Origin of the sequence: Terrisphaera buseokensis (assembly GCF_047521145.2) — a bacterium.
Taxonomy (GTDB): Bacteria; Verrucomicrobiota; Verrucomicrobiia; order Opitutales; family Opitutaceae; genus ER46.
This window is the reverse complement of sequence record NZ_CM134186.1, coordinates 6,961,788-6,983,015: the sequence shown is the minus strand read 5'-3', so window position 1 is coordinate 6,983,015 and position 21,228 is coordinate 6,961,788. Positions and strand designations below refer to the sequence as shown.

The 21,228-nt window shown below is 65.8% G+C and carries 17 protein-coding genes; 11 read left to right on the top strand and 6 right to left on the bottom strand.

Annotation, left to right across the window (positions count from 1 at the left end; genetic code table 11):
* Positions 1-166: 166 nt before the first annotated feature.
* On the top strand, positions 167-2,509 hold the full coding sequence (locus ACLJEU_RS26185; RefSeq protein WP_414664543.1) for a PAS domain S-box protein: 2,343 nt from the start codon (positions 167-169) through the stop codon (positions 2,507-2,509).
* A 129-nt stretch (positions 2,510-2,638) separates the two neighbouring features.
* Here ACLJEU_RS26185 and ACLJEU_RS26180 read toward each other — a convergent pair whose 3' ends face one another.
* Complete coding sequence (locus tag ACLJEU_RS26180) at positions 2,639-3,790, bottom strand: MalY/PatB family protein (protein WP_414664542.1); 1,152 nt, start codon at positions 3,788-3,790, stop codon at positions 2,639-2,641.
* 326 nt (positions 3,791-4,116) lie between these two features.
* Between ACLJEU_RS26180 and ACLJEU_RS26175 the strand changes: the two genes are divergently transcribed.
* The 5 genes from ACLJEU_RS26175 to ACLJEU_RS26155 all read left to right on the top strand — a co-directional run bounded on the left by ACLJEU_RS26175 (position 4,117) and on the right by ACLJEU_RS26155 (position 7,837).
* Positions 4,117-4,572, top strand: coding sequence for an Hsp20/alpha crystallin family protein (locus tag ACLJEU_RS26175; RefSeq protein ID WP_414664541.1), 456 nt, complete (start codon positions 4,117-4,119; stop codon positions 4,570-4,572).
* 51 nt (positions 4,573-4,623) lie between these two features.
* Positions 4,624-5,028 carry an Hsp20/alpha crystallin family protein gene (locus ACLJEU_RS26170; RefSeq protein ID WP_414664540.1) on the top strand — a complete coding sequence of 135 codons (405 nt, stop codon included), beginning with the start codon at positions 4,624-4,626 and terminating at the stop codon, positions 5,026-5,028.
* Between the two features lie 133 nt (positions 5,029-5,161).
* Entirely contained in the window at positions 5,162-5,632 is a 471-nt protein-coding gene (locus ACLJEU_RS26165; protein WP_414664539.1) for a thiol-disulfide oxidoreductase DCC family protein, read from the top strand.
* A 61-nt stretch (positions 5,633-5,693) separates the two neighbouring features.
* Positions 5,694-6,455, top strand: coding sequence for a TerC family protein (locus tag ACLJEU_RS26160; protein WP_414664538.1), 762 nt, complete (start codon positions 5,694-5,696; stop codon positions 6,453-6,455).
* Between the two features lie 77 nt (positions 6,456-6,532).
* The gene (locus tag ACLJEU_RS26155) at positions 6,533-7,837 is read left to right on the top strand and encodes a mechanosensitive ion channel family protein (protein ID WP_414664537.1); all 1,305 of its coding nucleotides are present in this window, start codon (positions 6,533-6,535) and stop codon (positions 7,835-7,837) included.
* Between the two features lie 74 nt (positions 7,838-7,911).
* On the opposite strand, the gene ACLJEU_RS26150 is transcribed toward ACLJEU_RS26155, so the two are convergent.
* From ACLJEU_RS26150 to ACLJEU_RS26135, 4 genes are read right to left on the bottom strand one after another with little or no spacing between them, the layout of a single operon-like run.
* Positions 7,912-9,045: an ABC transporter permease gene (locus ACLJEU_RS26150; protein ID WP_414664536.1), complete on the bottom strand. Its 1,134-nt coding sequence runs from the start codon at positions 9,043-9,045 to the stop codon at positions 7,912-7,914.
* A gap of 13 nt (positions 9,046-9,058) precedes the next feature.
* Positions 9,059-10,018, bottom strand: a complete 960-nt coding sequence (locus tag ACLJEU_RS26145) for an ABC transporter ATP-binding protein (protein ID WP_414664535.1) — start codon at positions 10,016-10,018, stop codon at positions 9,059-9,061.
* Complete coding sequence (locus ACLJEU_RS26140; protein WP_414664534.1) at positions 10,015-10,962, bottom strand: HlyD family secretion protein; 948 nt, start codon at positions 10,960-10,962, stop codon at positions 10,015-10,017. Before ACLJEU_RS26140 ends, ACLJEU_RS26145 begins: the two co-directional genes overlap by 4 nt.
* Positions 10,963-10,975: 13 nt before the next feature.
* Positions 10,976-11,626, bottom strand: coding sequence for a TetR/AcrR family transcriptional regulator (locus ACLJEU_RS26135; RefSeq protein ID WP_414664533.1), 651 nt, complete (start codon positions 11,624-11,626; stop codon positions 10,976-10,978).
* 216 nt (positions 11,627-11,842) lie between these two features.
* Between ACLJEU_RS26135 and ACLJEU_RS26130 the strand changes: the two genes are divergently transcribed.
* The 5 genes from ACLJEU_RS26130 to ACLJEU_RS26110 all read left to right on the top strand — a co-directional run bounded on the left by ACLJEU_RS26130 (position 11,843) and on the right by ACLJEU_RS26110 (position 19,511).
* Complete coding sequence (locus ACLJEU_RS26130) at positions 11,843-12,529, top strand: hypothetical protein (RefSeq protein WP_414664532.1); 687 nt, start codon at positions 11,843-11,845, stop codon at positions 12,527-12,529.
* A gap of 121 nt (positions 12,530-12,650) precedes the next feature.
* Positions 12,651-14,525 (top strand): ABC transporter ATP-binding protein, encoded by a 1,875-nt coding sequence (locus tag ACLJEU_RS26125; RefSeq protein ID WP_414664531.1) that lies wholly within the window; start codon positions 12,651-12,653, stop codon positions 14,523-14,525.
* Positions 14,522-16,453: an ABC transporter ATP-binding protein gene (locus ACLJEU_RS26120; RefSeq protein WP_414664530.1), complete on the top strand. Its 1,932-nt coding sequence runs from the start codon at positions 14,522-14,524 to the stop codon at positions 16,451-16,453. Before ACLJEU_RS26125 ends, ACLJEU_RS26120 begins: the two co-directional genes overlap by 4 nt.
* 203 nt (positions 16,454-16,656) lie before the next feature.
* Complete coding sequence (locus ACLJEU_RS26115) at positions 16,657-16,887, top strand: SWIB/MDM2 domain-containing protein (RefSeq protein WP_414664529.1); 231 nt, start codon at positions 16,657-16,659, stop codon at positions 16,885-16,887.
* A 518-nt stretch (positions 16,888-17,405) separates the two neighbouring features.
* A complete protein-coding gene (locus ACLJEU_RS26110; protein WP_414664528.1) occupies positions 17,406-19,511 on the top strand; it encodes a PAS domain-containing hybrid sensor histidine kinase/response regulator in 2,106 nt (701 codons plus the stop codon).
* 185 nt (positions 19,512-19,696) lie between these two features.
* Here the strand turns inward: ACLJEU_RS26110 and pap are convergent, their stop codons facing one another.
* The gene (gene pap, locus ACLJEU_RS26105) at positions 19,697-21,181 is read right to left on the bottom strand and encodes a polyphosphate:AMP phosphotransferase (protein WP_414664527.1); all 1,485 of its coding nucleotides are present in this window, start codon (positions 21,179-21,181) and stop codon (positions 19,697-19,699) included.
* Between the last annotated feature and the right edge of the window lie 47 nt (positions 21,182-21,228).

Sequence of the window (21,228 nt, the reverse complement as noted above, 5' to 3'; positions counted from 1 at the left end):
GCTCCGGAAAACCCCCTAGCGGGAAACCATGGGGTTTCCTGATTTGCTCCGTCCGCTCGCGATCCTTCACTGAAGCCCGTCGGTGCATCGCCTGCCTCCGGCCAGTCTGACTCGTTACGCGCTCCCGTGCCGGTGTCCTGTGTTCTCAACTCCCGTCTTCCAACCGATGCATTTACTTCACCTCGAAGATTCACCCACCGACGCCGAACTGATCGCGATCCTGATTCGCCGCGAGTGGCCGGCTTGCGAGATCAAGCATGTGGCGACGGCGGCGGAATACCGCGCGGCGCTCGAGTGTGGCGGCTTCGATCTGATTCTGTCGGATTACTCTCTGCCGGGATTTGACGGCTTGTCGGCGTTGTCGATGGCCCGGGCGCGGTTTCCGGAGACGCCCTTTGTTTTTCTGTCGGGCACGATCGGCGAGGAGCGCGCGGTTGAGGCGCTCAAGCGCGGCGCGACGGATTATGTGATCAAGGATCGGACGTCGCGGCTCATCCCGGCGATCCGGCAGGCGTTTGCCCTGCTCGTCGAGGCGGACCGTCGCCGGCGCACGGAGGCGGCGCTGCGGGAAAACGAGGAACGTTTCCGCCAGATCACGGAGAACGTCGTCGAGTTGATCGCGTTGCTCGATCTCAACGCCTGCCGGATTTACGCGAATCCCGCCTACCGCGATTTGCTGGGCGAGGCGGCAGTGCTCCCGGGCGCGGACGCGTTTTCCGAGGTTTATCCCGAGGATCGGGCGCGGGTGGCGGCGATGTTCACCCAGGTGATCGCCACGGGTGCGACCCAGCGCTGTGAATACCGGCTGTTGCTGCCCGACGGTGGCGTGCGCCAGATCGAATCCCACGCCAGCGTGCTCCGCGATGCGGCGGCCCGGATCGTAAACGTCCTGCTCGTCTCGCGCGACGTCACGTCGCGCCGTGAAGCCGAGGCGCGACTGCGGGAACAGGCGTCACTGCTCGATCGCGCGCGCGACGCCATCATCGCCACCGATCTCGAGCATCGCATCGCGTACTGGAACGCCAGCGCGGAACGGCTGTACGGCTGGAAGGCGGCCGAGGTGTACGGTCTCCGGCTCGACACGCTCGAGCTCGGCTACGATCCGGCGCGTTTTGCGATGGCCCGGGCGCAATTGTTCGCCTCGGGCGAATGGCGCGGCGATTTCCGGCTGCGGACGAAGGCGGGCGAGGTCGTGCTCGTCGAGAGCACGTGGAGTCTCGTGGTCGAGAACGACGGCCTGCCGCGATCAATTCTGTACATCGATACGGACGTCACCGAACGCAAGCGGCTCGAGACCCAGCTGCTGCGCGCGCAGCGCATGGAGAGCATCGGGACGCTGGCCGGCGGCGTGGCGCACGATCTCAACAACGTCCTCACGCCCATTCTGCTTTCGATTGAGCTGCTCGCGGCCAAGGCCACGTGCGAGGAGGATCGAAAGCTCATTGAGAAGACCCGGGCGAGCGCCACGCACGGTGCGGCGCTCGTGCAGCAGCTGCTCGCGTTTGCGCGCGGCGCGGATGCGAAGCGCACGCGCATCGATCCAGGCACGGCGCTCGCGGACCTCCGGCCGCTGATCCGCCAGAGCCTGCCGCAGTCGATTGATTTTTCGCTGCGCGGTGCGGAGCGCGCGTGGCCGATTCAGGCCGACACGACGCAGTTCAACCAGGTTCTGATCAATCTGTGCATCAATGCCCGTGACGCGATGCCGCAGGGCGGACGCATCGAGGTTGAGCTGGAAAACATCATGGTCGACGCCGCGCTCGCCGCCGCCAATCCGGGCGCGCACCCCGGACCGCATCTGCGCATTTCCGTAAACGACAGCGGCACCGGGATCGCGCCAGGAATCATCGACAAGATTTTCGATCCCTTTTTCACGACGAAGGCGGCCGGCAAGGGCACGGGCCTCGGCCTCTCGATGGTGGCGGGCATTCTCAAGAGCCACGGTGGATTCGTGCACGTCGACAGCGAGCCAGGCCGCGGCTCGACGTTTCATCTTTTCTTCCCGGCGACGCCGGAGTCAGGTGCCGAGCACACGCCGATCGCGTCGGGCCCGGCCCGCGGCCAGGGTGAAGGCATCCTGCTGATCGATGATGAGCCGATCGTCCGGGACACACTGCAACTGCTTCTGCAGCGGGCGGGCTACCACGTGTTCCCGGCGGCCGACGGCAGCACCGGACTGTTGGAGTACGAACGCCATCGGACCGAAATTTCGCTCGCGATCACCGACATGATGCTGCCCGACCAGGTGGGCACCGGCGTTATCAGCGCGCTGCGGCAACGCACCGCCACCCTTCCGATCATTGCGATCAGCGGCATGATGGGTTCCGGACGCTTCGATCCGATGCTGCGCTCGCAGAGCGGCGTGGAGTGTCTGGCCAAACCACTCTCGCCCGCCTCCCTGCTCGCCGCCGTGCGTCGCGGCCTGCAAACCAGTGAGCCTAACCACACCTCTGCGCCGCCTCGCGTCGCGGTTGGCGCCCCGCTCGATGGAGTCCGGCTGAAGAGTTGAGCGGAGCTGAGGAGGAGCGGAGTGGAGGAGCATCTGAAAGGTGAAGGTTGAAAGGTGAAAGATCGACCCGCCCGCACGGTGCGGCGTGAATTTCAGGTCTTTCACCTTTCAACTTCGCTGCTACGCTGCTCACGCCAGCGCGCGCTTCATCCGGCGTATCGCTTCCTCGAGCGTGGCGCGCGGGCAGCCGAAGTTAAGGCGGACGTGTGAACCCTTCGCGGCGCCGAACATCGCGCCGTCGCTCAGGCCCACGCCGTGCTGTTCGAAGCGGGCGATGGGATTCTCGAAGCCCAGCGCCGATACGTTCATCCACAGCAGATACGTCGCTTCCACCGGCGCCTCGACTCGCACCCCCGGAAGCTCACGCGCGATCGCGTTGAGCAGGTAGTCGCGATTGCCGCGCAGCGTGTGCAGCAGGCCCTGCCGCCACGGCTCACTGTCACGATAGGCTGCTTCGCAGGCGGTGAAACCCAGACACGTCACTTCCGCGACGACTCCCGCCGTCGCGCGGATGAAGCGCGCGCGGCGCGCCGCATCCGGAATGATCGCGAGCGACGTGCCGAGCCCCGGGACGTTGTAGGTCTTGCTCGGTGCCATGAGCGTGATGGTGCGGGCGGCGATTTCCGGTGACAGCAACGCGGTCGGCACGTGCGGCAGCGTCGGATCGAGGATCAGATCGCAGTGAATCTCGTCGGAGCAGAGCACCAAATCATGACGCTCGCAAAACTCGGCCAGCCGCACGAGTTCCTCGCGCCGCCACACGCGCGCGAGCGGATTGTGCGGATTGCACAGGTAAAACAGTTTGGTCCGCGGCGTGACGGCCCGTTCCAACGCGTCCCAGTCGATCGTCCAACGCCCGGCCTGCAGCACCCACGGCGCGGTCGTCGACGTGCGGGCGCAATTCTTCGGCGCGGACATGAACGGCGGATAAACCGGGGCGAGGGTGAGGACCTCTTCGCCCGGTTGGGCAAACGCCTGCGCGGTGACGTTGAGTCCGACGACGAGTCCGGGCAGCCACACGATCCACGACGGGTCGATCGTCCAGCCGTAGCGCTGGGCCATCGCGTCAACGACGGCATCGACGGTGGATTTGACAGGCCGGGCGTAGCCGAAAATCCCATGCTCCACCCGGCGGTGCAGCGCCTCGATGATCGCCGGCGCAGATTTGAAGTCCATGTCTGCGACCCACAGCGGCAGGATGTCGCGGCCGGCATACTTCTGCCATTTCTGCGAATCGGTGCCACGGCGTTCGGGCACGGTGTCGAAGTCGAAGGAGCTCATCGAGCGGTCAGCGAACCATGGTTGGCCGACTCGGCACGACAAATAACGCGGTGTGCGGGCTTTTTCTCCCGCTGCTGTCATGGCCGTGAGGCAGCCCGGGGGGAAGCGGCGGCGTCGGGGACCGCACGTTCGGCGGATCGCGCCGAATTTTCCCACCGGGACTGACGCAGTGCGGGACGAAAGATCCCAGCACCTCAACCCGCCCGCATCGCAAGGTCGCAGCCGGTCGGAGCTTAACCTGCGCGGGCCGGATGGTCCGCCGCATGCAATGAAGTGGGCCGTAAAGGATCAGTTCATTTCCCATTCAACCCAGACCGATTATTACCATGAGACTCGTTCGTTATTCCTATCCTTCCTTCCGCGCCGTCACGCCTGTGTTCGGTGGCTATCAGCGTTCGCCTTGGACCGGTCTCGAAACCGAAATCGACCGGCTGTTTGATTCCGCCGTCGGCACCTTGGGCGGTGCTTCGACCACGCGTTTCCCGGTCGACCTCTACGAGGACGCCAACAACACGTACGTCCGGGCCGAGCTGCCGGGCGTCACCCGCGAGGACATCAACGTCGAAATGACCGATGGCTACCTGACCATCGCTGCGGTGCGCAAGACGCCTGCTGCCGAAGGCAAGCCCGAGGAGTCGTTCTCGTTCAGCCGCGCTGTCAGCATCGCGGACGAAGTGCAGACCGACCAAGTCGCTGCCGCCTACGAAAACGGCGTGCTCACCGTCACGCTCCCGAAGCGGGAGGAAGCCAAGCCGAAGAAAATCAGCGTTGCGGTCAAGTAACCGCGCCCCGCTGCACGTCATCGCAACCTCAGCCATCAAATTCATTTCAACATGACACTCCTCAATGCCCTCATTCCCTCCCTCGGTCGCACGCCCGCCGCGCGTGATGAGAACCGTCCGGCCGACCTCGGCCAGACCGTGAAGCCCGCGTACGAGATCAAGGAGACGCCCGAAGCCTTCGGTGCCACGGTTTACCTGCCCGGCGTGGTGAAGGACGGTCTCGAGATCACGGCCGAAGAAGGCCAGGTCCGCATCATCGGTCGCCGCGCTTGGAAACAGCCTGAAGGCTGGACTGCGCTGCACCGTGAAAGCGTCGACGCCCCGTTCGAGCTCGTCTTGGAACACGACAACGCGATCGACGCCGGCAAGGTGGCGGCCGAGCTGCGTGACGGCGTTCTGCGGGTCTCGCTCCCGAAGCACGAGGCGATCAAGCCGAGAAAAATTGCGGTGAACTAATCACCGCGCGCGCCCGCCGTTACCGCCTTTTCCGCGGACCGGCGCAGCGCCACCAGAGGTCAACCGCCGGGTGCTCGTCGAGCCCCGGCGTTTTATTTTGCCGGTGCGGACCTGGCAGCCGATGGTGCGTCGGATGAGAGCAACGCCCACGCCACCCTCGACGGCCCCGCGCGCCGCAGCGGAAGCGTTGCCGGTGTTGTTCTTCGACGGCGACTGTGGGCTGTGCAACCGCTTGGTCCGACTGCTCCTCCGGTTCGATCGACGGGAGCGGCTGCGCTTTGCCCCACTGCAGGGCGGCGCGGCCCAGGCGTATTTGCGCGCGCACGGACTGCCGACCGTCGATTTCGACACGCTGACCTTTGTGCCGGATTGGAACCGGCGGGAGCGGCCGGAGTTTCTGCTGCGCACGGCGGGCGTCGTGGCGGCGTTGCGGGCCACGGGAAACGGCGTCGCGCGCGTCCTGGCTGCGCTGCTGGCCATCATTCCCAACGCGATCCGCGATGCCGGCTATCGGCTCGTCGCGCGGATGCGTTACCGGATCTTTGGGCCTTGGCGGCCGCGCCCGCTGGCCCGGCCCGAGTGGGCGGAGCGTTTCCTCGACTGAGTTGGCCGGGCATTTGCCGTTGACGGGCACCGGGCCCCAAAATGCAGTGCCCCTTCGCATCATGTTCCTCGCTTCCGCCCTCGTCACCGAACCGCACACCACCTGGCAATGGGTGCTGGCGATTTTCAACATCGTCTGGATCGACATCGTGCTCGCGGGCGACAACGCCGTGGTGATTGCGCTCGCCGTGCGCGGATTGCCGCCCCGGCAGCGGCTCATGGGCATCATTCTCGGTGCGGGCGCCGCCGTCGTGCTGCGCGTCGGGCTCACGTTCGTCGCCACGCAGCTCCTCACGGTCAAATTCGTGCAGCTCGTCGGCGGTCTCCTGATCATCTGGATCGCGTTCAAACTCCTGAAGCAAAACGAAGGGCACGCGGACGACGGCAAGGGCGGGGCGAACGGCTTGTGGCAGGCGGTCTGGATGATCCTGGTGGCCGATATCACGATGTCGCTCGACAACGTGCTCGCCGTCGCGGGCGCGGCGCGCGGGCACTTCGGCCTGCTGCTCTTCGGCCTGGCGCTCAGCATCCCGCTCGTGGTGTTCGCGAGCAACTTCATCTCCAAGCTGATGGCGAAGTACCAAATCGTGGTGTTCCTCGGCGCGGCCATTCTCGGCAAGGTCGGCGGGGAAATGATGCTGACCGACGCCGTGGTCTCCAGCCGCCTGCTGCCGTGGTGGGGCGAACTCACCGGTGCCGCCGATCACGTCAAGGCGTACACGTACCTGCGCTACGGCGTGGAGGCCTTCATGTTCATGCTGATCTTTCTTGTGGGTTGGTCGCGGCGGAAAAAAGCGGACGCGGATGGGGCCGAGGCGGCCTGACGCCCAAGGCTGCGACCGGCGGCGGCGACCCGTGCAAACGGTAAGGACGGAATTTTATGAAACGACGTAGTCTTCTGATGGCAGTTGCGATTGCGCTGCTGGCCTGGATTCCCGGACTGCTGGCGGCCGAAGCCGCGGCGCCGACCCCGGCAGCGGCTCCTGCGACCACCACGACCGACGCGGAAACGCAGGCCATCGTCCAAAAGGCGGTCGCCGCCACCACCGTGCGCGACGTCCACGCCCCGGATTTCATCGAGCATCTCGTCGACGAGACGCTCGCCGCCTTCGACGTGCGCGCGAGCGGCAACACCGTGACGCACTTTGTGATCAGCGCGCTGCTGCTGTTCGGTGCGCTCGTTCTGCGCAAAATTCTCACCTCGTTTATTTTCAACCAGCTCAAGCGCCTGGCGTCGCGCACGCAGACGACCCTCGATGACAAGCTGTTCCCGGCCCTCGAGGCGCCGATGGCGACGTTTGTCATGCTGGTTGGCATCTTCGCGGCGCTCAAGGTGCTGAAGCTGTCGCCCAACTTGGATCGCATGGTGGCCTACGGATCGAGTGTCGCCTTCACGCTCGTGCTGTTCTGGGCGTTGTGGCGCGCCTTCAGCGCCCTGCTCGATCACGCGCAGGAAATCTCCCTGCAGCGGCAGCTCGGCGTCGCGGCCTTCATGCCGTGGATCAAGAAGACGCTCGCGACCATCTTCGTCGCCTTCGGCGTCCTGATGATCATCCAGAGCTTTGGCTACGACGTGAAGGCGATCCTGGCCGGTCTCGGTCTCGGCGGCCTGGCCTTCGCCCTCGCGGCGCAGGATACGCTGGCCAACGTGTTCGGCTCCGTGGTCGTCGCGATCGATCAGCCTTTCAAGATCGGCGAAGCGGTGAAGATCGGCAGTAGCGAAGGCGTGGTCGAGGACATCGGCCTGCGCTCGACCAAGCTGCGCACGCCCGCGGGCAACCTGATCGTCATCCCGAACAAGACCGTCGCCGCCGAGGCGATCACCAACAACTCCCGCTTCATCCGGCGGCGCGTCGAGCAGGTGCTGGGCCTGACCTACGGTTCCTCCGCGCAGAATCTCGAAACCATCGTCGGTCAGATTCGGGCGATCGTGGAAGGCGAGGCGGAGGTCGATAAGAGTTCGGTGCACGTTTATTTCCGCGACTACAGTGCCTCGTCGCTGGACATCTGGCTGGCCTACAACGTGAGCAGTCCGGACTTCGCCCGGCATCTCGCCCTGCGCCAGCGCATCAATCTCGCCATCATGCGCGCGGTCGAGGCCCGCGGACTGTCGTTCGCGTTTCCCACGCAGACGATCGAGCTGACCGGCGCCATCGCGGAAAAGCTCGCCGAGCGTTCCGCGCCGCCGCGCGCGGGTGGGAGCTGAGTGGGCCGCGTCGTTGGATCGATCGCTCAACTCTCAACCCTAAACTCCCAACTCCCCGCGCTCCAGCCCCGTGGTTAGTCCAGCGTCTGCCGGTAGCGTTTCACACCGACGGCCATCGCGATCGCGAGAAACAGCAGCAATGGCCACAGCTCCGGTGCAATCTCGGCCGGGCCGTTTCCCTTCAGCAGGATGCCGCGCACGATGCGCAGGAAGTGGGTGAGCGGCAGCCCCGATCCCACCCATTGCGCCCACTCGGGCATGCCGCGAAACGGAAACATGAAGCCCGAGAGCAGAATCGACGGCAGGAAAAAGAAGAACGCCATCTGCACCGCCTGCAGCTGATTCTTCGCCAGCGTCGAAAACGTGATGCCCATCGCGAGATTGGCCGCGATGAACAGGAATGACACGGCGTACACGAGCGGCAGGCTGCCGACCATCGGTACATGAAAGATGAAGTGCGCCGCGATCAGGATCAGCGTCACCTGCACGTATCCGACCACGATATACGGGATGATTTTTCCGACCATCACCTCGAACGGCCGCACGGGCGTCGCGAGCAGGTTCTCCATTGTGCCGCGCTCGCGCTCGCGCGTGATCGCCAGCGCGGTGATGACCACCATGGTCATGGTCAGCACCACCCCCATCAACCCAGGCACGACGTTGTACTGGGTGATGTTCTCCGGATTGTAGTGCGCGTGAAACTGGAAGTCGACGGGACCCGGCCGCGCGCGCAAGCGGGCGAGGGGACCGGTGAGATCGCGATCGAAGACCGACGCCGCGAGCGTGCGCGCCGCGGCCATCGCCGGCCCGGTGGCGGCGGGATCAGTCGCATCCGCTTCGACCAGCACGGTCGGTCGTTCTCCGCGGAGCAGGCGCCGCGTGAAATCCTCCGGGATGTTGATGACGAACTGCACTTCGCCGCGGCGCAGCAGCTGCGCCGCCTCCGCCTCGGTGGCCGCCTCGCGCGTGATGGTGAAGTAGTCGCTCTGCCGCAGCGCCGCGACCAGCGCGCGGGCAAACGGGCCGTGATCCGCGACGCGCAGCGCGGTGGGCAGGTGACGGGGATCCGAATTGATCGCGAAGCCGAACAGCATGAGCTGAATCAGCGGAATGCCGACCATCATGCCGAACGTCACGCGATCGCGACGCATCTGGATGAACTCCTTCAGCACGATCGCCCAAAGCCGGTGAAACGAAAAGAAGTGCATGCGCCGGGCGGTTCTAGGCGAAATTGTCCTTCGCGGTGTCCATCAGGCTGATGAAGACATCCTCGAGGCTCGAACGGGCTCGTGTCCACGTGTGCTCGGGATCGAGCACTGCCGCGATCGCCGCATCCAGTTTCTGGGCATCGCGTCCGCTCACATGGAGCGTGTTGCCAAAAGCCACGACTTGATCGACGCCCGGCCGGCCCCGCAGCGCCGCCGCCATGCGCTGCAGTTGCGGCCCGGTGACCGTCCAAGTCGTGAGCCTGCCCGCCGCGACCACCTCTTCGACCGTGCCGCGCGTGAGGAGATTGCCGTACGCGAGATAGGCGAGCCGGTGGCAACGCTCGGCCTCGTCCATGTAATGAGTCGTGATCAGGACCGTGAGCCCGTCCGCGGCCAGGCGGTGAATCTCGTCCCAGAATTCTCGGCGCGCCTTGGGATCGACGCCGGCCGTCGGCTCGTCGAGCAGCAGGAGCTGCGGTTCGTGGATCAGGCACGCCGCGAGCGCGAGCCGTTGTTTCCAGCCGCCGGAAAGTTCGCCGGCGAGTTGATGGCTGCGATTCGCGAGTCCCAGCCGGTCGAGACTCCGTTGCACGGCGTCACGGCGCGAGGGCACGTCGTAAACTCGCGCGATGAAATCGAGGTTCTCCCGGATGCTGAGGTCCTCATAGTAACTGAAGCGCTGCGTCATGTAGCCAACGTGACGCTTGATCTCGGCCTGCTGGCGCAGCAGGTCGTAGCCGAGACAGAAACCGCTGCCCGCATCGGGCGTGAGCAGTCCGCACAGCATGCGGATGAACGTCGTCTTGCCTGATCCGTTCGGCCCCAGGAAACCGAAGATTTCGCCGCGGCGCACCTGCAGGTCGATCGCGTTCACGACGGTCTTGGTGCCGAAACGCTTCGTCACGCCCGTGACATCGATGGCGAACTCCGCGGTTCGGCCCTCCGGGAGTGCGGACTTCCCGCCCGTCGTCATGGCGACGACGGAGCGCGTGCCCCCGCCAGTGTGACATCAACCGGCTGTCCCGGATTCAGGTCGCGCGCCGCCGCTGGATCGAACGCGGCCTCGACCATGAACACCAGTTTCGCGCGGTTGTCGCGGTTGTACAGGACGGGCGGGGTGTATTCAGGCTTCGGCGACAGGTAGTTGACGGTCGCCTCGAGCGCGGGTTTTCCCGTCACGGTGACGCGTACGCGATCGCCGGCCTTGAGCGCCGCGAAGTCGGGTTCGGGGATGAAGAAGCGCACCTTGATGTTTTCGGGCGGCAGCAGCGCGACGACGGGACTGGCGGCCGCCACGAATTCGCCCTCCCGAAAAAGCGTATCGTACACGAGGGCCGCACCCGGCGCGACCTGCGCCTTCTGCGTCACGGACCACTCCGTCCGTTCGCGGGCGGCCACGGCGGCGGCGACCTCCGCTTCGGCGGCGGCCACGGCGTCGGCACGGGCGCCAAGCCGCGCGGTGTCGCGTTGCGCGCCGAGTTCCTCGACCGCGCGCCGATTGCGATCGTGCGTCAGCCGCGCGCGATCGAAGTCGCTGGCCGTGGAGGCGCCGGTCTTGAAGAGATCGTTCAGCCGATCGAGATCGCGTTGCGAGAGTTCGGCCGCGGCGCGCGCCTGTTCCAGCCGCGCTTCGACGGCGGCGAGCTCGCTCGGCCGCGCGCCCTTTTTCAAATCGGCCAGCCGCGCCTGCGCCGATTGCAGCCGTTCGGCGGCCTCGCGTTGCGCCGCCATTTCGTTGGCACGTTCGAGGGTGAACAGCGGGGCGTTGGCCGCGACGCGGGTGCCGCGGCGGACGGAGAGTTGCTCGAGCCGGCCGCCGAGCGGTGCGGCGACGTAGACGAATTCGCCTTCGATGTAACCCTGCCAGCCCGCGGCCTCGCGTCGCTGGCAGCCGGTCACGGTGAGGACCGCAACCACGGCGAGGACTGCGTTAGCGAATGAAGAGTTTTTCATATTGCTTGCGCCCGGCGGGCGTGAGGAGACCGCCGAAAAAGAGATCGATCGCGGTGGCCACGACGTCGCGCGGGGCGAGCCGCAGCCGGTCGAGCGTCGCGGGGTGCATCATGCCCTGCATCGCGTGCAGGAAAAACTCGATCGCAAAGCCGGCGGGCGGCGACGTCCGCACCAGTCCCGCGATCTGTCCCTCCTCGACGAAGCGACCGAAGACATACGGCAGCGTCTGGCCGCGCACCGCCTCCACCTTCGCGTAGATCGTCGGCGCGAAGCGCTGCAGGTCGCGCACCGTCGCCGGACTCAGCGTGCTCATGCGCTCGATCATCCCCTCCACGAAGCCGCGGAGCTTTTCGGCCAGATTGAGCTCGCGGTTGCGCAGCAGCGCATCGGCGTCCGCCCGGATCTCCGCGGCCAGATGATCGATCACCGCCGACACGATTTCGTCCTTCCCGGCAAAATACACGTAGAGCGTCTTCTTGCTCATCCCGAGTTCAGCCGCGAGTCCGTCCATCGTCAGCCGGCTGTACCCGTGGGCGAAGAACTCGGCGCGGGCCGCCGTGAGGATCCGCGCGCGCGTCGCGACGTCATCCGCTGCGGCTGCCGGTCTGGTGATGGCGGTCGAAGGCATAAACGAAGGAAACCAATAAGGTATTTACAGTTTCTCGAGTCAAGTCCCGGGCGACCGTTCCGACCGGGACCGCGACCGCCCCCGGTCGCTCCGACGATTGCCGCCCGGAACGTTCCCCGTCCCAACCGTCCGGCTTGGCAAGCGAAGCGTAATGCCACCCGTCCCCGCGTCACTTGACGGAACGCGCGCGCGTCCTATTAGTCTGTGCCCCGAGTCATGTCATTTCGCGCCCCGACGATCCACCGTAGTGTCTTCGCGGGAATCGCGCTGGCCATGGCCGGGTCGGTCCACGCGCAGCTGGCGACGAAGTCACCGTTTCTTCCGCCGCAGTCGGCGGCGGCGGGCGCGCCGACCGCCGGTGCGCCGCTCGAATTTCGGGCCTACATGACCACGAGCGAGGGCACGCGCTACTGGGTCTACAATCCGACCCGCAAGCTGGGCGCCTGGGTAAAGCTGAACGAGCGCAACGCCGAGCTTGAGGTGACCGTGCGGCAGCACGACGAGGCGAAGGAATCGTTGATCGTCGAGCATCAGGGAAAGACGCTGACGCTGGCCGAACGCAAGGCGAAGGTGGTGTCGTCCGGTGCGGCGGCCCAAGCGATGCCGCCACCCGCGCCGGCGACGAATGTCGGTCCAGCCGTGACCCAGACGGTCGTTTTGAATCCAACGCCAGCCGATGAACAGAAGCGGCTGGATGCCGTGGCGGCGGAAGTCGCGCGGCGGCGGGCCTTGCGCGAGCAGGCCACGCAGCAAATGGGGCAGACCCCCGCGCCGGGCCCGACGCCGCAAGTCGGACCTGCCCGGCCGGGCACGCCTTTGCCACCGGGACCGCAGCCACCTGGGAGCGTCCCTGAAAGTATGCGAGGTCGCGGTCCGGTTCCGGGCGCACCGCGTCAGCAGTGAGTTAGGTCCTGCGCTGTTAGTGGCGCGGATGCGAAGGCGTCGGGCGATTCTCCCGACGGACGGCGAAGGGCGAAAATATTTCGTGCGGGCGTTCCGCGCCGCGGTACTGTGATCTCCTCTCATGCCCGCCGCCTCATCCATGTCGACCGCCGCGCCCGCGCCGTCGAACTGGGCGATGGTCCGGCGGCTTTTCGCCCTCGCGTGGCGTTACCGGCTGCACTGCCTGCAGGTCCTCAGCATTCAGATCGTGTTGCTGACGATGGGCATCACCGGCCTGAGCCTCACGGGCGTCGGCATCGACTACATCAAACACAAGGTCGACCACACGCCGCTCAGCACCAATCGGCTGCATCTCAATCTGCCGGAGTCGTGGCCCTACTGGCAGGTGCTCGGTCTGCTCGCCGGGATCATTCTGCTGCTGGCCGTCGGCCGGGCCTTTCTCAACTACACCTACGCCATCTCGGTCAACCGGCTCGTGCAGCAACGGCTGGTGATCGATCTGCGCGGCGAGGTGTACGACAAGCTGCAGCGGTTGAGCTTTCGCTTCTTCGATGCGAACAACACCAGTTCCATCATCACGCGCGTGACGAGTGACGTGCAGAGCGTTCGGATGTTTGTCGACCAGGTCCTCATCCAGAGCGTGATCATGGTGATTTCGCTTACGGTGTACGTGATCTACATGGTGAATCTCAGCCCGACGCTCACGGTCGCCTGCCTCGCCACGACGCCGTTGCTGTGGGCGTTGTCCGCCTGGCACACGCGTCGCACCCAGCCGGAGTACGCCGAGAACCGCACGCGGGTGGAGAAGATGGTGCAGATCTTCGTCGAGAGCCTCCAGGGCATCGCGGTCACCAAGGCGTTCGGGCGCGAGGCCGAGGATCGCGCGCGCTTCGAGGCCGCGAACAACTCCGTGCTGACCCAGCAGCATCTCATCTTCTGGCGCGTGAGTCTCTTCTCGCCGGCGATCGGTTTCCTGACGCGCATCAACATGATGGTGCTGCTCGGCTACGGCGGCTGGCTCGTAATCCAGGGCGACCTGCCGATCGGCACCGGCCTCGTCGTGTTCGCCGGCTTGCTCGAGCAGTTTTCCGGACAGGTTAACAATGTCGCGGCCATCGTGAACTCGGCGCAGCAGTCGCTGATCGGTGCGCGCCGTGTCTTCGAGATTCTCGACGCGCCGATCGAGGTGAAGAACGCACCGAACGCGCTCCGGCGGCCCCGGCTCGAGGGCGATGTCCGGTTTGAAAACGTCTCGTTCACGTACAACGGCGCGGAGGCGGTCGTGCGCGACATCGACCTCCAGGTGAAGCCCGGCCAGTGCGTCGCGATCCTCGGGGCCACGGGCGCCGGCAAGAGCGTGCTGATGAGTCTCGTGCCCCGCTTCTTCGATCCGACAGCCGGCCGCGTCCTCATCGATGGCGTCGATGCGCGCACGATCGACCTCGACGATCTGCGCCGCAACATCGGGCTCGTTTTTCAGGAGAGTTTCCTCTTCTCGAACACCGTCGCCGCCAACATCGCGTTCGGACATCCCGGCGCCACGCGCGAGCAGATTGAAAAGGCCGCGCGCATCGCGGCGGCGCACGAGTTCATCACGCGCATGCCACAGGGCTACGATACCGTGCTCGGCGAGGGCGGCAACGGGCTCTCCGGCGGCCAGCGTCAGCGACTCGCGATCGCGCGGGCCGTGTTGCTCGAGCCGGCGATTCTGCTGCTCGACGATCCGACGGCGGCCATCGACAGCGAGACCGAGGAGGAGATTTTCGAGGCGCTTGATCGCGCCATCGCCGGCCGGACGACCTTCATTGTCGCGCACCGGTTGAGCACGCTGCGCCGCGCCGACTTCATCATCGTGATGGAAAGCGGGCGGATTGTGCAGCGCGGGACGCACGAGCAGCTGATGCGCGAAAAGGGCCCGTACCTGCGGGTCGCCAATCTGCAGCTTGTCGACAACCGCGAGCTGCAACAACTCAAGCTGCGGGAGGGCGCCGCATGAAGAAGGTGCCACCCGCCAATTTTGCCGTGCCCGACCTCGGTCTCGTCCGCCGGGTGCGCGACGACGATGAGGACGAGGAGATCCAGAAGCCGCTCGAGTGGTCGCTGATCCGCCGGATGTTCGTGTACGCGGCGCCGGTGAAGCGAAAGCTCACGGCGTTGAGCGTGATGACGCTGATCCGCTCCGCGCAGCTGCCGGCGTTCGCTTGGCTTACTGCGCTCATCATCAACGGACCGATCACCAAGGGTGACATCGCCCAGCTCTGGCTCGGCGTCGCCGCGTACGCGGTGCTCGCGCTTTGGACCGACGGGATGTTTCACTTCCGCCAGCGTTACGCGCTCGAGATCGGCGAGACGGTCGTCAACGGCCTGCGCGCGGATCTGTTTGCGAAGACGCAGCGCCAGCCGATGAGTTTTTTCCAGCGCGTGAAGATCGGCCGGATCATCGGGCGCGTGACCAGCGATGTGGAGGCGCTGCGCGTCGGGATCCAGGACGTGCTGTTCGTCAGCGCCATTCAGGGCGGACAGATGCTCTTCGCCGCCGTGGTCATGGCGTGGTCCGACTGGGTGCTTTTTCTGGTGGTGCTCGGCCTCGCGCCGATCCTGTGGGTCATCAACCGGCACTTCCGGGTGCGGCTCAGTCATTTCTCGCGGGCGGCGAGCGACAGCTTCAGCCGCGTGACGGCCACGCTGGCAGAGTCCGTCAACGGCATCCGCGTCACGCAGGGCTTCGTGCGCCAGCAGACGAACGCCGGCCTCTTCCGCGATCTGCTCGCGGATCACTCCCGCTACAGCATCGCGCTCGCGCGCACCTCGGCGATCCTCACGCCGCTGCTGGAGCTCAACAGCCAGTTCTTCGTCGCAATCCTCCTGATGTTCGGCGGCTGGCGCGTGTATCATGGTTACATGGACGTCGGCGCGCTGATCACGTTCTTCCTGCTCGCGAACCAGTTCTTCGCGCCGATCGCGATCATCGGCAATCAGTACAACCAGGCGCTGGTCGCGATGGCCGGTGCCGAACGCGTGTTCCGCCTGATCGACACGAAGCCGGACTGGGAGGACGCGGCCGATGCGCAGGAACTGCCTGATCCGCGCGCAACGACGAACGGCGTCGATGGGGAACGCGGATCCGAGGCGGCCGTTTCTCCGCCACCCGCTGCGGACCCTCCGGCGGATCGCAACGCCGCCGGCATGCGCATCGAGTTTCGCAACGTGAGCTTTGGTTACGACCCGGCGCGCCTCGTCCTGCACGACGTGTCGTTTGTCGCCGCGCCGGGCCAGACCATTGCGCTCGTGGGGCACACCGGGAGCGGCAAGAGCTCGATCATCAATCTCGCGGCGAAGTTCTACCTGCCGACCGCGGGCGAGCTGCTGGTCGACGGCCGCGAGATTCGCGCGCTGACGAGCCGGTCGCTGCACCGGCAGATGGGCATGGTGCAGCAGCAGAACTTTCTCTTCAGCGGCACGGTGCTCGACAACATCTGCGTGGCAAAGCCCGGTGCGACGGAGGCGGAGGTGCGGGCGGCGGCGACGCGCCTCGACTGTATCGATATTCTGGATGCCCTGCCGCGCGGCCTGCACACGGACGTCGGCGAGCGCGGCGCGGCGCTGTCGGTGGGCGAGCGTCAGCTCGTCTGTTTCACGCGCGCAATGCTGGCGGATCCGCGGCTCGTGATTCTCGACGAGGCGACGAGCGCGATCGATGCGCTCACCGAGGCGCGCCTGCAGCAGGCGCTCGCGGCTTTGCTGCGCGGCCGCACGAGCTTTGTCGTCGCGCACCGGCTCAGCACGATTCGTCACGCCGACTGCGTGCTCGTGCTCGATCAGGGCCGCATCATCGAGCGCGGCACGCACGTGGAGCTGCTCGCGCACGGCGGACATTATGCGGCATTGTACCGGCAGTTCGTGCAGGTCGATGATCGCGGGTGAGGCTGATCGAGCGTGATGGAAAGCAGCGAAATCGCGATCGACTTACGCAACGCTTCACGCGGTTTTCCCTCTAGAAAGTTTCAGATTTTCCTATGCAAACGCGGCTTTTTCCCTCTAGAAGAGCGCTTGTGTCAGAGGGACCTTGTTAAAAACCCAAAACTATTATGGCTAAAAAAGCTGCTCGTAAACCGAATGCTGCGTTCATGAAACCGGTCACGCCCGATGCGGCGCTGGCTGCTGTCGTTGGAGCCAATCCGCTCCCGCGCACGGAGCTCACCAAGAAGCTCTGGGCCTACATCAAGAAGAACGGTCTTCAGGACAAGAAGGTGAAGACCCAGATCAATGCAGACGAAAAGCTGCTCCCGATCTTCAACAAGAAGAAGTCGGTTTCGATGTTCGAGATGACCAAGCTCGTCTCGGGTCACGTTTCCTGAGCTTCCGATACGTTTTCCCAAGCCGCCGCGATTCAGTTCGCGGCGGTTTTTTTATGCCTGTTGCTCCGGGCCGGCTGCACCGAAATCCGGTGTCGGCCGCGTGCCATCACTCTGGCCGGCCGCCTGATTACGAGTGAAGCGGCGAAGGTGCGCGGAGGAATTGATACCAATCGCTCCTTGCTTTTGGACTTCTGGATCGATCGTGGCTACGAGCGCCAGCGAGTGGTCGTTCGGCCACTCGCTGGCGCTCGTAGCCACGGCTAAAGTCCAAAGGCAAAGATCGATTGGTATGAGTCCTTCACTCGCTCACGCCCAGGGCGGTGGGAGAGTGTGGGCACCGTCGGTCGGTAGCTCGTTCGATTTTTGAAAAGCGTGTGAAAATGCACCGGCCGCGGCGACGCGCCGCGCGCGTGAACGCGGTGTTGGGATGCGATGGCTTCCGCCGTGAAGGGGGTTGCACGCGGGTGGAGCGCGGCATTACTTCCTGACACCCGGCCGGGCGCCAGGGGCATTTCCCAGTGCGAAACATTTCCAGCAACGTAAGGTTCGCGATGGCCTGCGGCGTGATTGCACTCGCGGGTGTGGGTGTCGGCGCATGGAACCGCGAGTGGAACCTGAGCCGCGCGCTGATGGTGTGGCTCGGTCTGGGTTTCGTTTGGGCGCTGTGGGGATGGAGGCGTTCCCGCGCGGATCACGCGCAGCAGGTGCGCACGCTTTCCACGGCGATGGATCAATGTCAGTCGGGTATACTCATTCTCGATCGGGAAGGCCGGGTTGAATTCGCCAACCAAGCCTACTGCGCCCAGAGCGGTTGGGCCCGGCATGATCTTACCGGGCGGGCCTGGTCGGAGTTGCAGTGTGGCGAGGCCTCGCCGCCGCAACCTGCGGATGTGATCACCGCCGCGCGGGGCGGGACGGTGTGGGCCGGTCGCTGGCAGGGGCGTCGGCGGGATGGCTCGGTGTATCCGTTGCGTGGCACCCTCACCGCGGCCCCGTCGCGCGATGGCGGTGCCGCGGGCTGCATCGTGGTGGGCGACGACGAGGTCGAGAGCAACGAGCGTGAGGCGGAGTTGCGCGATGCGCGCGACCGGGCGCAGGCGGGCGATCGCGCGAAGGGGCACTTTCTCGCCACGATGAGCCACGAGGTGCGCACGCCGCTCAACGGCATCGTCGGCTTCACGAGCCTCCTGCTCGATACGCCGCTGACGTCCGAACAACGTGAATACGTCCAGACGATCCGCATGAGCACGGAGGCGTTGATTCAGCTCACGGGCGACATCCTCGACTTTGCGCGGATCGAGTCCGGCAAGTTGAAACTGGATCCGATGTCCTGTGATCCGCGCGAGTGCATCGAGGACGCGCTCGATCTCCTGGCACCGAAGGCCGACGCAAAACGGATCGAGTTGCTGCACCACGTGGGCGCCGATGTTCCCGTGGCCGTCATGGCCGACGGCGGGCGCCTGCGGCAGGTGCTCGCGAACCTGATTGGCAATGCGATCAAGTTCACCGACGGCGGCGAGGTCGAGGTGAGCGTGCGACGCATCCCGGCCGCAAGCGCCGCCGGTGCCGGGGCGGAGGAGAGCTGCTCGTTGGAGTTTTCCGTGCGCGACACCGGCATCGGCATTGCGCCGGAGAATCATGAGAAACTGTTCCGCGCGTTTTCCCAGGTCGATGAGTCCACGACGCGACGTTACGGCGGGACCGGACTGGGCCTCGCGATCTGCCGGAATCTGGTCGAGCTGATGGGCGGTCGCATCGGGCTGGAGAGCGCGCCGGGCCAGGGCGCGACGTTTCGTTTCACGATTCAGGCGCCGGTCATCACGGCGGAGCGCCCCGAACGGAATCTCACCGGACTGCGCCTTGGGCTGGTGGTGCAAACGGTGGCGCTGCGCGCGGAGCTCGCGCAGTTGATCCGCGGCTGGGGCGGCGACGTCATTGGCGCGGAGAGTCCTGACGAATCCGCGTTGCAGGGTGCCGACATCGTGCTGGTGGAAGTTCGCAAGGAGGAGGCGCGCGCCGTGGCGTTGCGTCCGTCTCCATTATTTGGATTCCCGGCGGAGAAGCTGCTCGGGCTGGTCCCGGTGACGCTGTCCAACGATCTCCGCACCGGCCTGCGCGCCCATTTCCGCCTGCTGGTGAACAAGCCGGTGCATCATGACGGTTTCTTTGCGCTGCTGGCGGGTTCGATGGGCGGACTGCCTGCGCCGCGGGCACTCGCCCATTTTGGTTTTCGCGTGCTGCTGGTGGGCAACGATGCGGTGAACCAGCTGCTCGTGGAACGCGTGCTGGCGTCGCTCGGCTGCACCACCACGGCGGTGGAGAACGGCCCCAAGGCGCTGGCCGTGCTCGAACGTCAGCCGCAGGAAATCGATTTGGTGATGCTGGATGTGCAGCCCCCCGGCTTGGACGGGCTCGATTTCCTGCGCGAGATCCGCGCGGGCAGGGCGGGGGTGCACGCGCAGACGTTGTGGACGATTGCGTTGACGGCCGATGCGCGCGACGAGCAGCGCGCGCGGGGGATGTCGGCCGGCTTGAACGATTACCTCACGAAGCCGCTGCGTCCCGCCGACCTCGAGGTCGCGCTGCGGGCGTACCGCATCCAGCGCGACACGCAGCGACGCTAGGGCGGCGGCCAGCGCCAGCGAGGGGAAGGACGTGCGGCCCCGAATGCACCGCCACTCGCGGGCGCTCGTAGCCACGGCTCGGCGAAGTTGCGCCATGCGAGTGCACCCGACGTCGAATCGTGCGGATGGAAATTGCGTCCGCGCGATCCGCGGTCGTTTGGCTCGGGCGGATTCCCACGAGGTGTTCAGACCTGCTCGAGCGCGGCGCCGATTTGCTGGCAGGAAATCTTGAGGATCTCGAGGCGGGCGAAGCGCTTGTTGTCGGCGGGAATCAGATGCCAGGGGGCGTTGGGCCGATCGGTCAGCGCGAGCATGTCGCCGATGGCGATCTCGTAGGCGCTCCACTGCCGCCGGTTGCGCCAGTCCTCGTCGTTAATCTTGTGCCGTTTGTAGCCGGTGTCCTCGCGACGCCGGAAGCGCCGGAGCTGTTCCGCCTTCGAGAGGTGTAACCAGAATTTGAGCACGATGATGCCGTGCGCGGTCAGTTGCTCCTCGAAGTCGTTCAGTTCATCGTAGGCGCGGCGCCACTCGGTCTCCCGGCAGAAGCCCTCGATCCGCTCGACGAGGACGCGTCCATACCAGGAACGATCGTAGATCGTGACGCGGCCGGCGCGGGGAATATGGCGCCAGAAGCGCCACAGGTAGTGGTGCGATTTTTCCTCGTCCGTGGGCTTGGCGACGGGGATCACGCGATAGTCGCGGGCGTCGATTGCGGAGGTGAGCCGGCGGATCGCACCGCCCTTGCCGGCGGCGTCCCAGCCCTCGAAGACCCAGACGACGGAGCGGCCCTGCTGGCCGGCGGAGCGGACGGCGCGGTTGAGCCGGCCCAGCCATTTGTCGCGCTTGGCCTCGTAGTCCGATTCGGAGAGCTCCTGATCGAGCGGAAATGCGCGCAGGCGCCGCAAGCCGGCGGGACGCAGCGCCACGATCCGGCCCGGCTTCTTGATCTTCTCCGGCCGGGCCAGCGCGTGCAGGTGGGCGTGAAAGCGCGCGAGCACGATGTCCGCGACGGCGACGTTGCGCGCGCGGGGATCCGCCGCGTCGACCACGTGCCAGGGGGCGGCGGGCCGGTGAGTGACACGCCGCATGTGTTTCGAAAGCTGGGAAAGGCGTTCGTAGTCGCGGTGATGTTTCCAGTCGTCGGGCGACACGCGCCACGCGGTGTCGGGATCCTCCTCGAGCGCGAGGAGTCGCTCGCGCTGGGCTGATTTGGAAAGTTTCAGCCACACCTTCACGATCAGGGCGCCGTCGGCGGTGAGCAGGCCCTCGAAATGCGTGAGGTGCTGCAGCGTCTCCTCGAAGTGGGCCAGTTCGCGGGCGTTGCGCGGATCCGTCGCGAGCGCCTCCGCGTGCCAGCCGCCGGAGTAAATCGCCATGCGGCCGCGCGGCGGCAGTGAACGCCAGTAACGCCACATCGGCGGACGTTCGCGTTCCTCGTCGGTGAGATCGTGGAAGGCAAACGTCTCCACGCCGCGCGGATCGAGCCAGCCGTTGAGGATGTTGACGACCTCGCCCTTGCCGGAAGCGTCATCGCCGGCGATCACGAGGAGCACGGAGAACGGTGCGGGCTTCAGCGCAATCTGCAGCTTCACCAATGCCTCGCGCAGGGCGGGAACACGCGCTTCGTAAGTGCGCTTGGGCAGTTTTCGCTCACCGCGGGCCTTCGACATTTGCCGCGATCAGGGCGCGGCTCGCCCGCATTGTCGAGTCGGCTTCG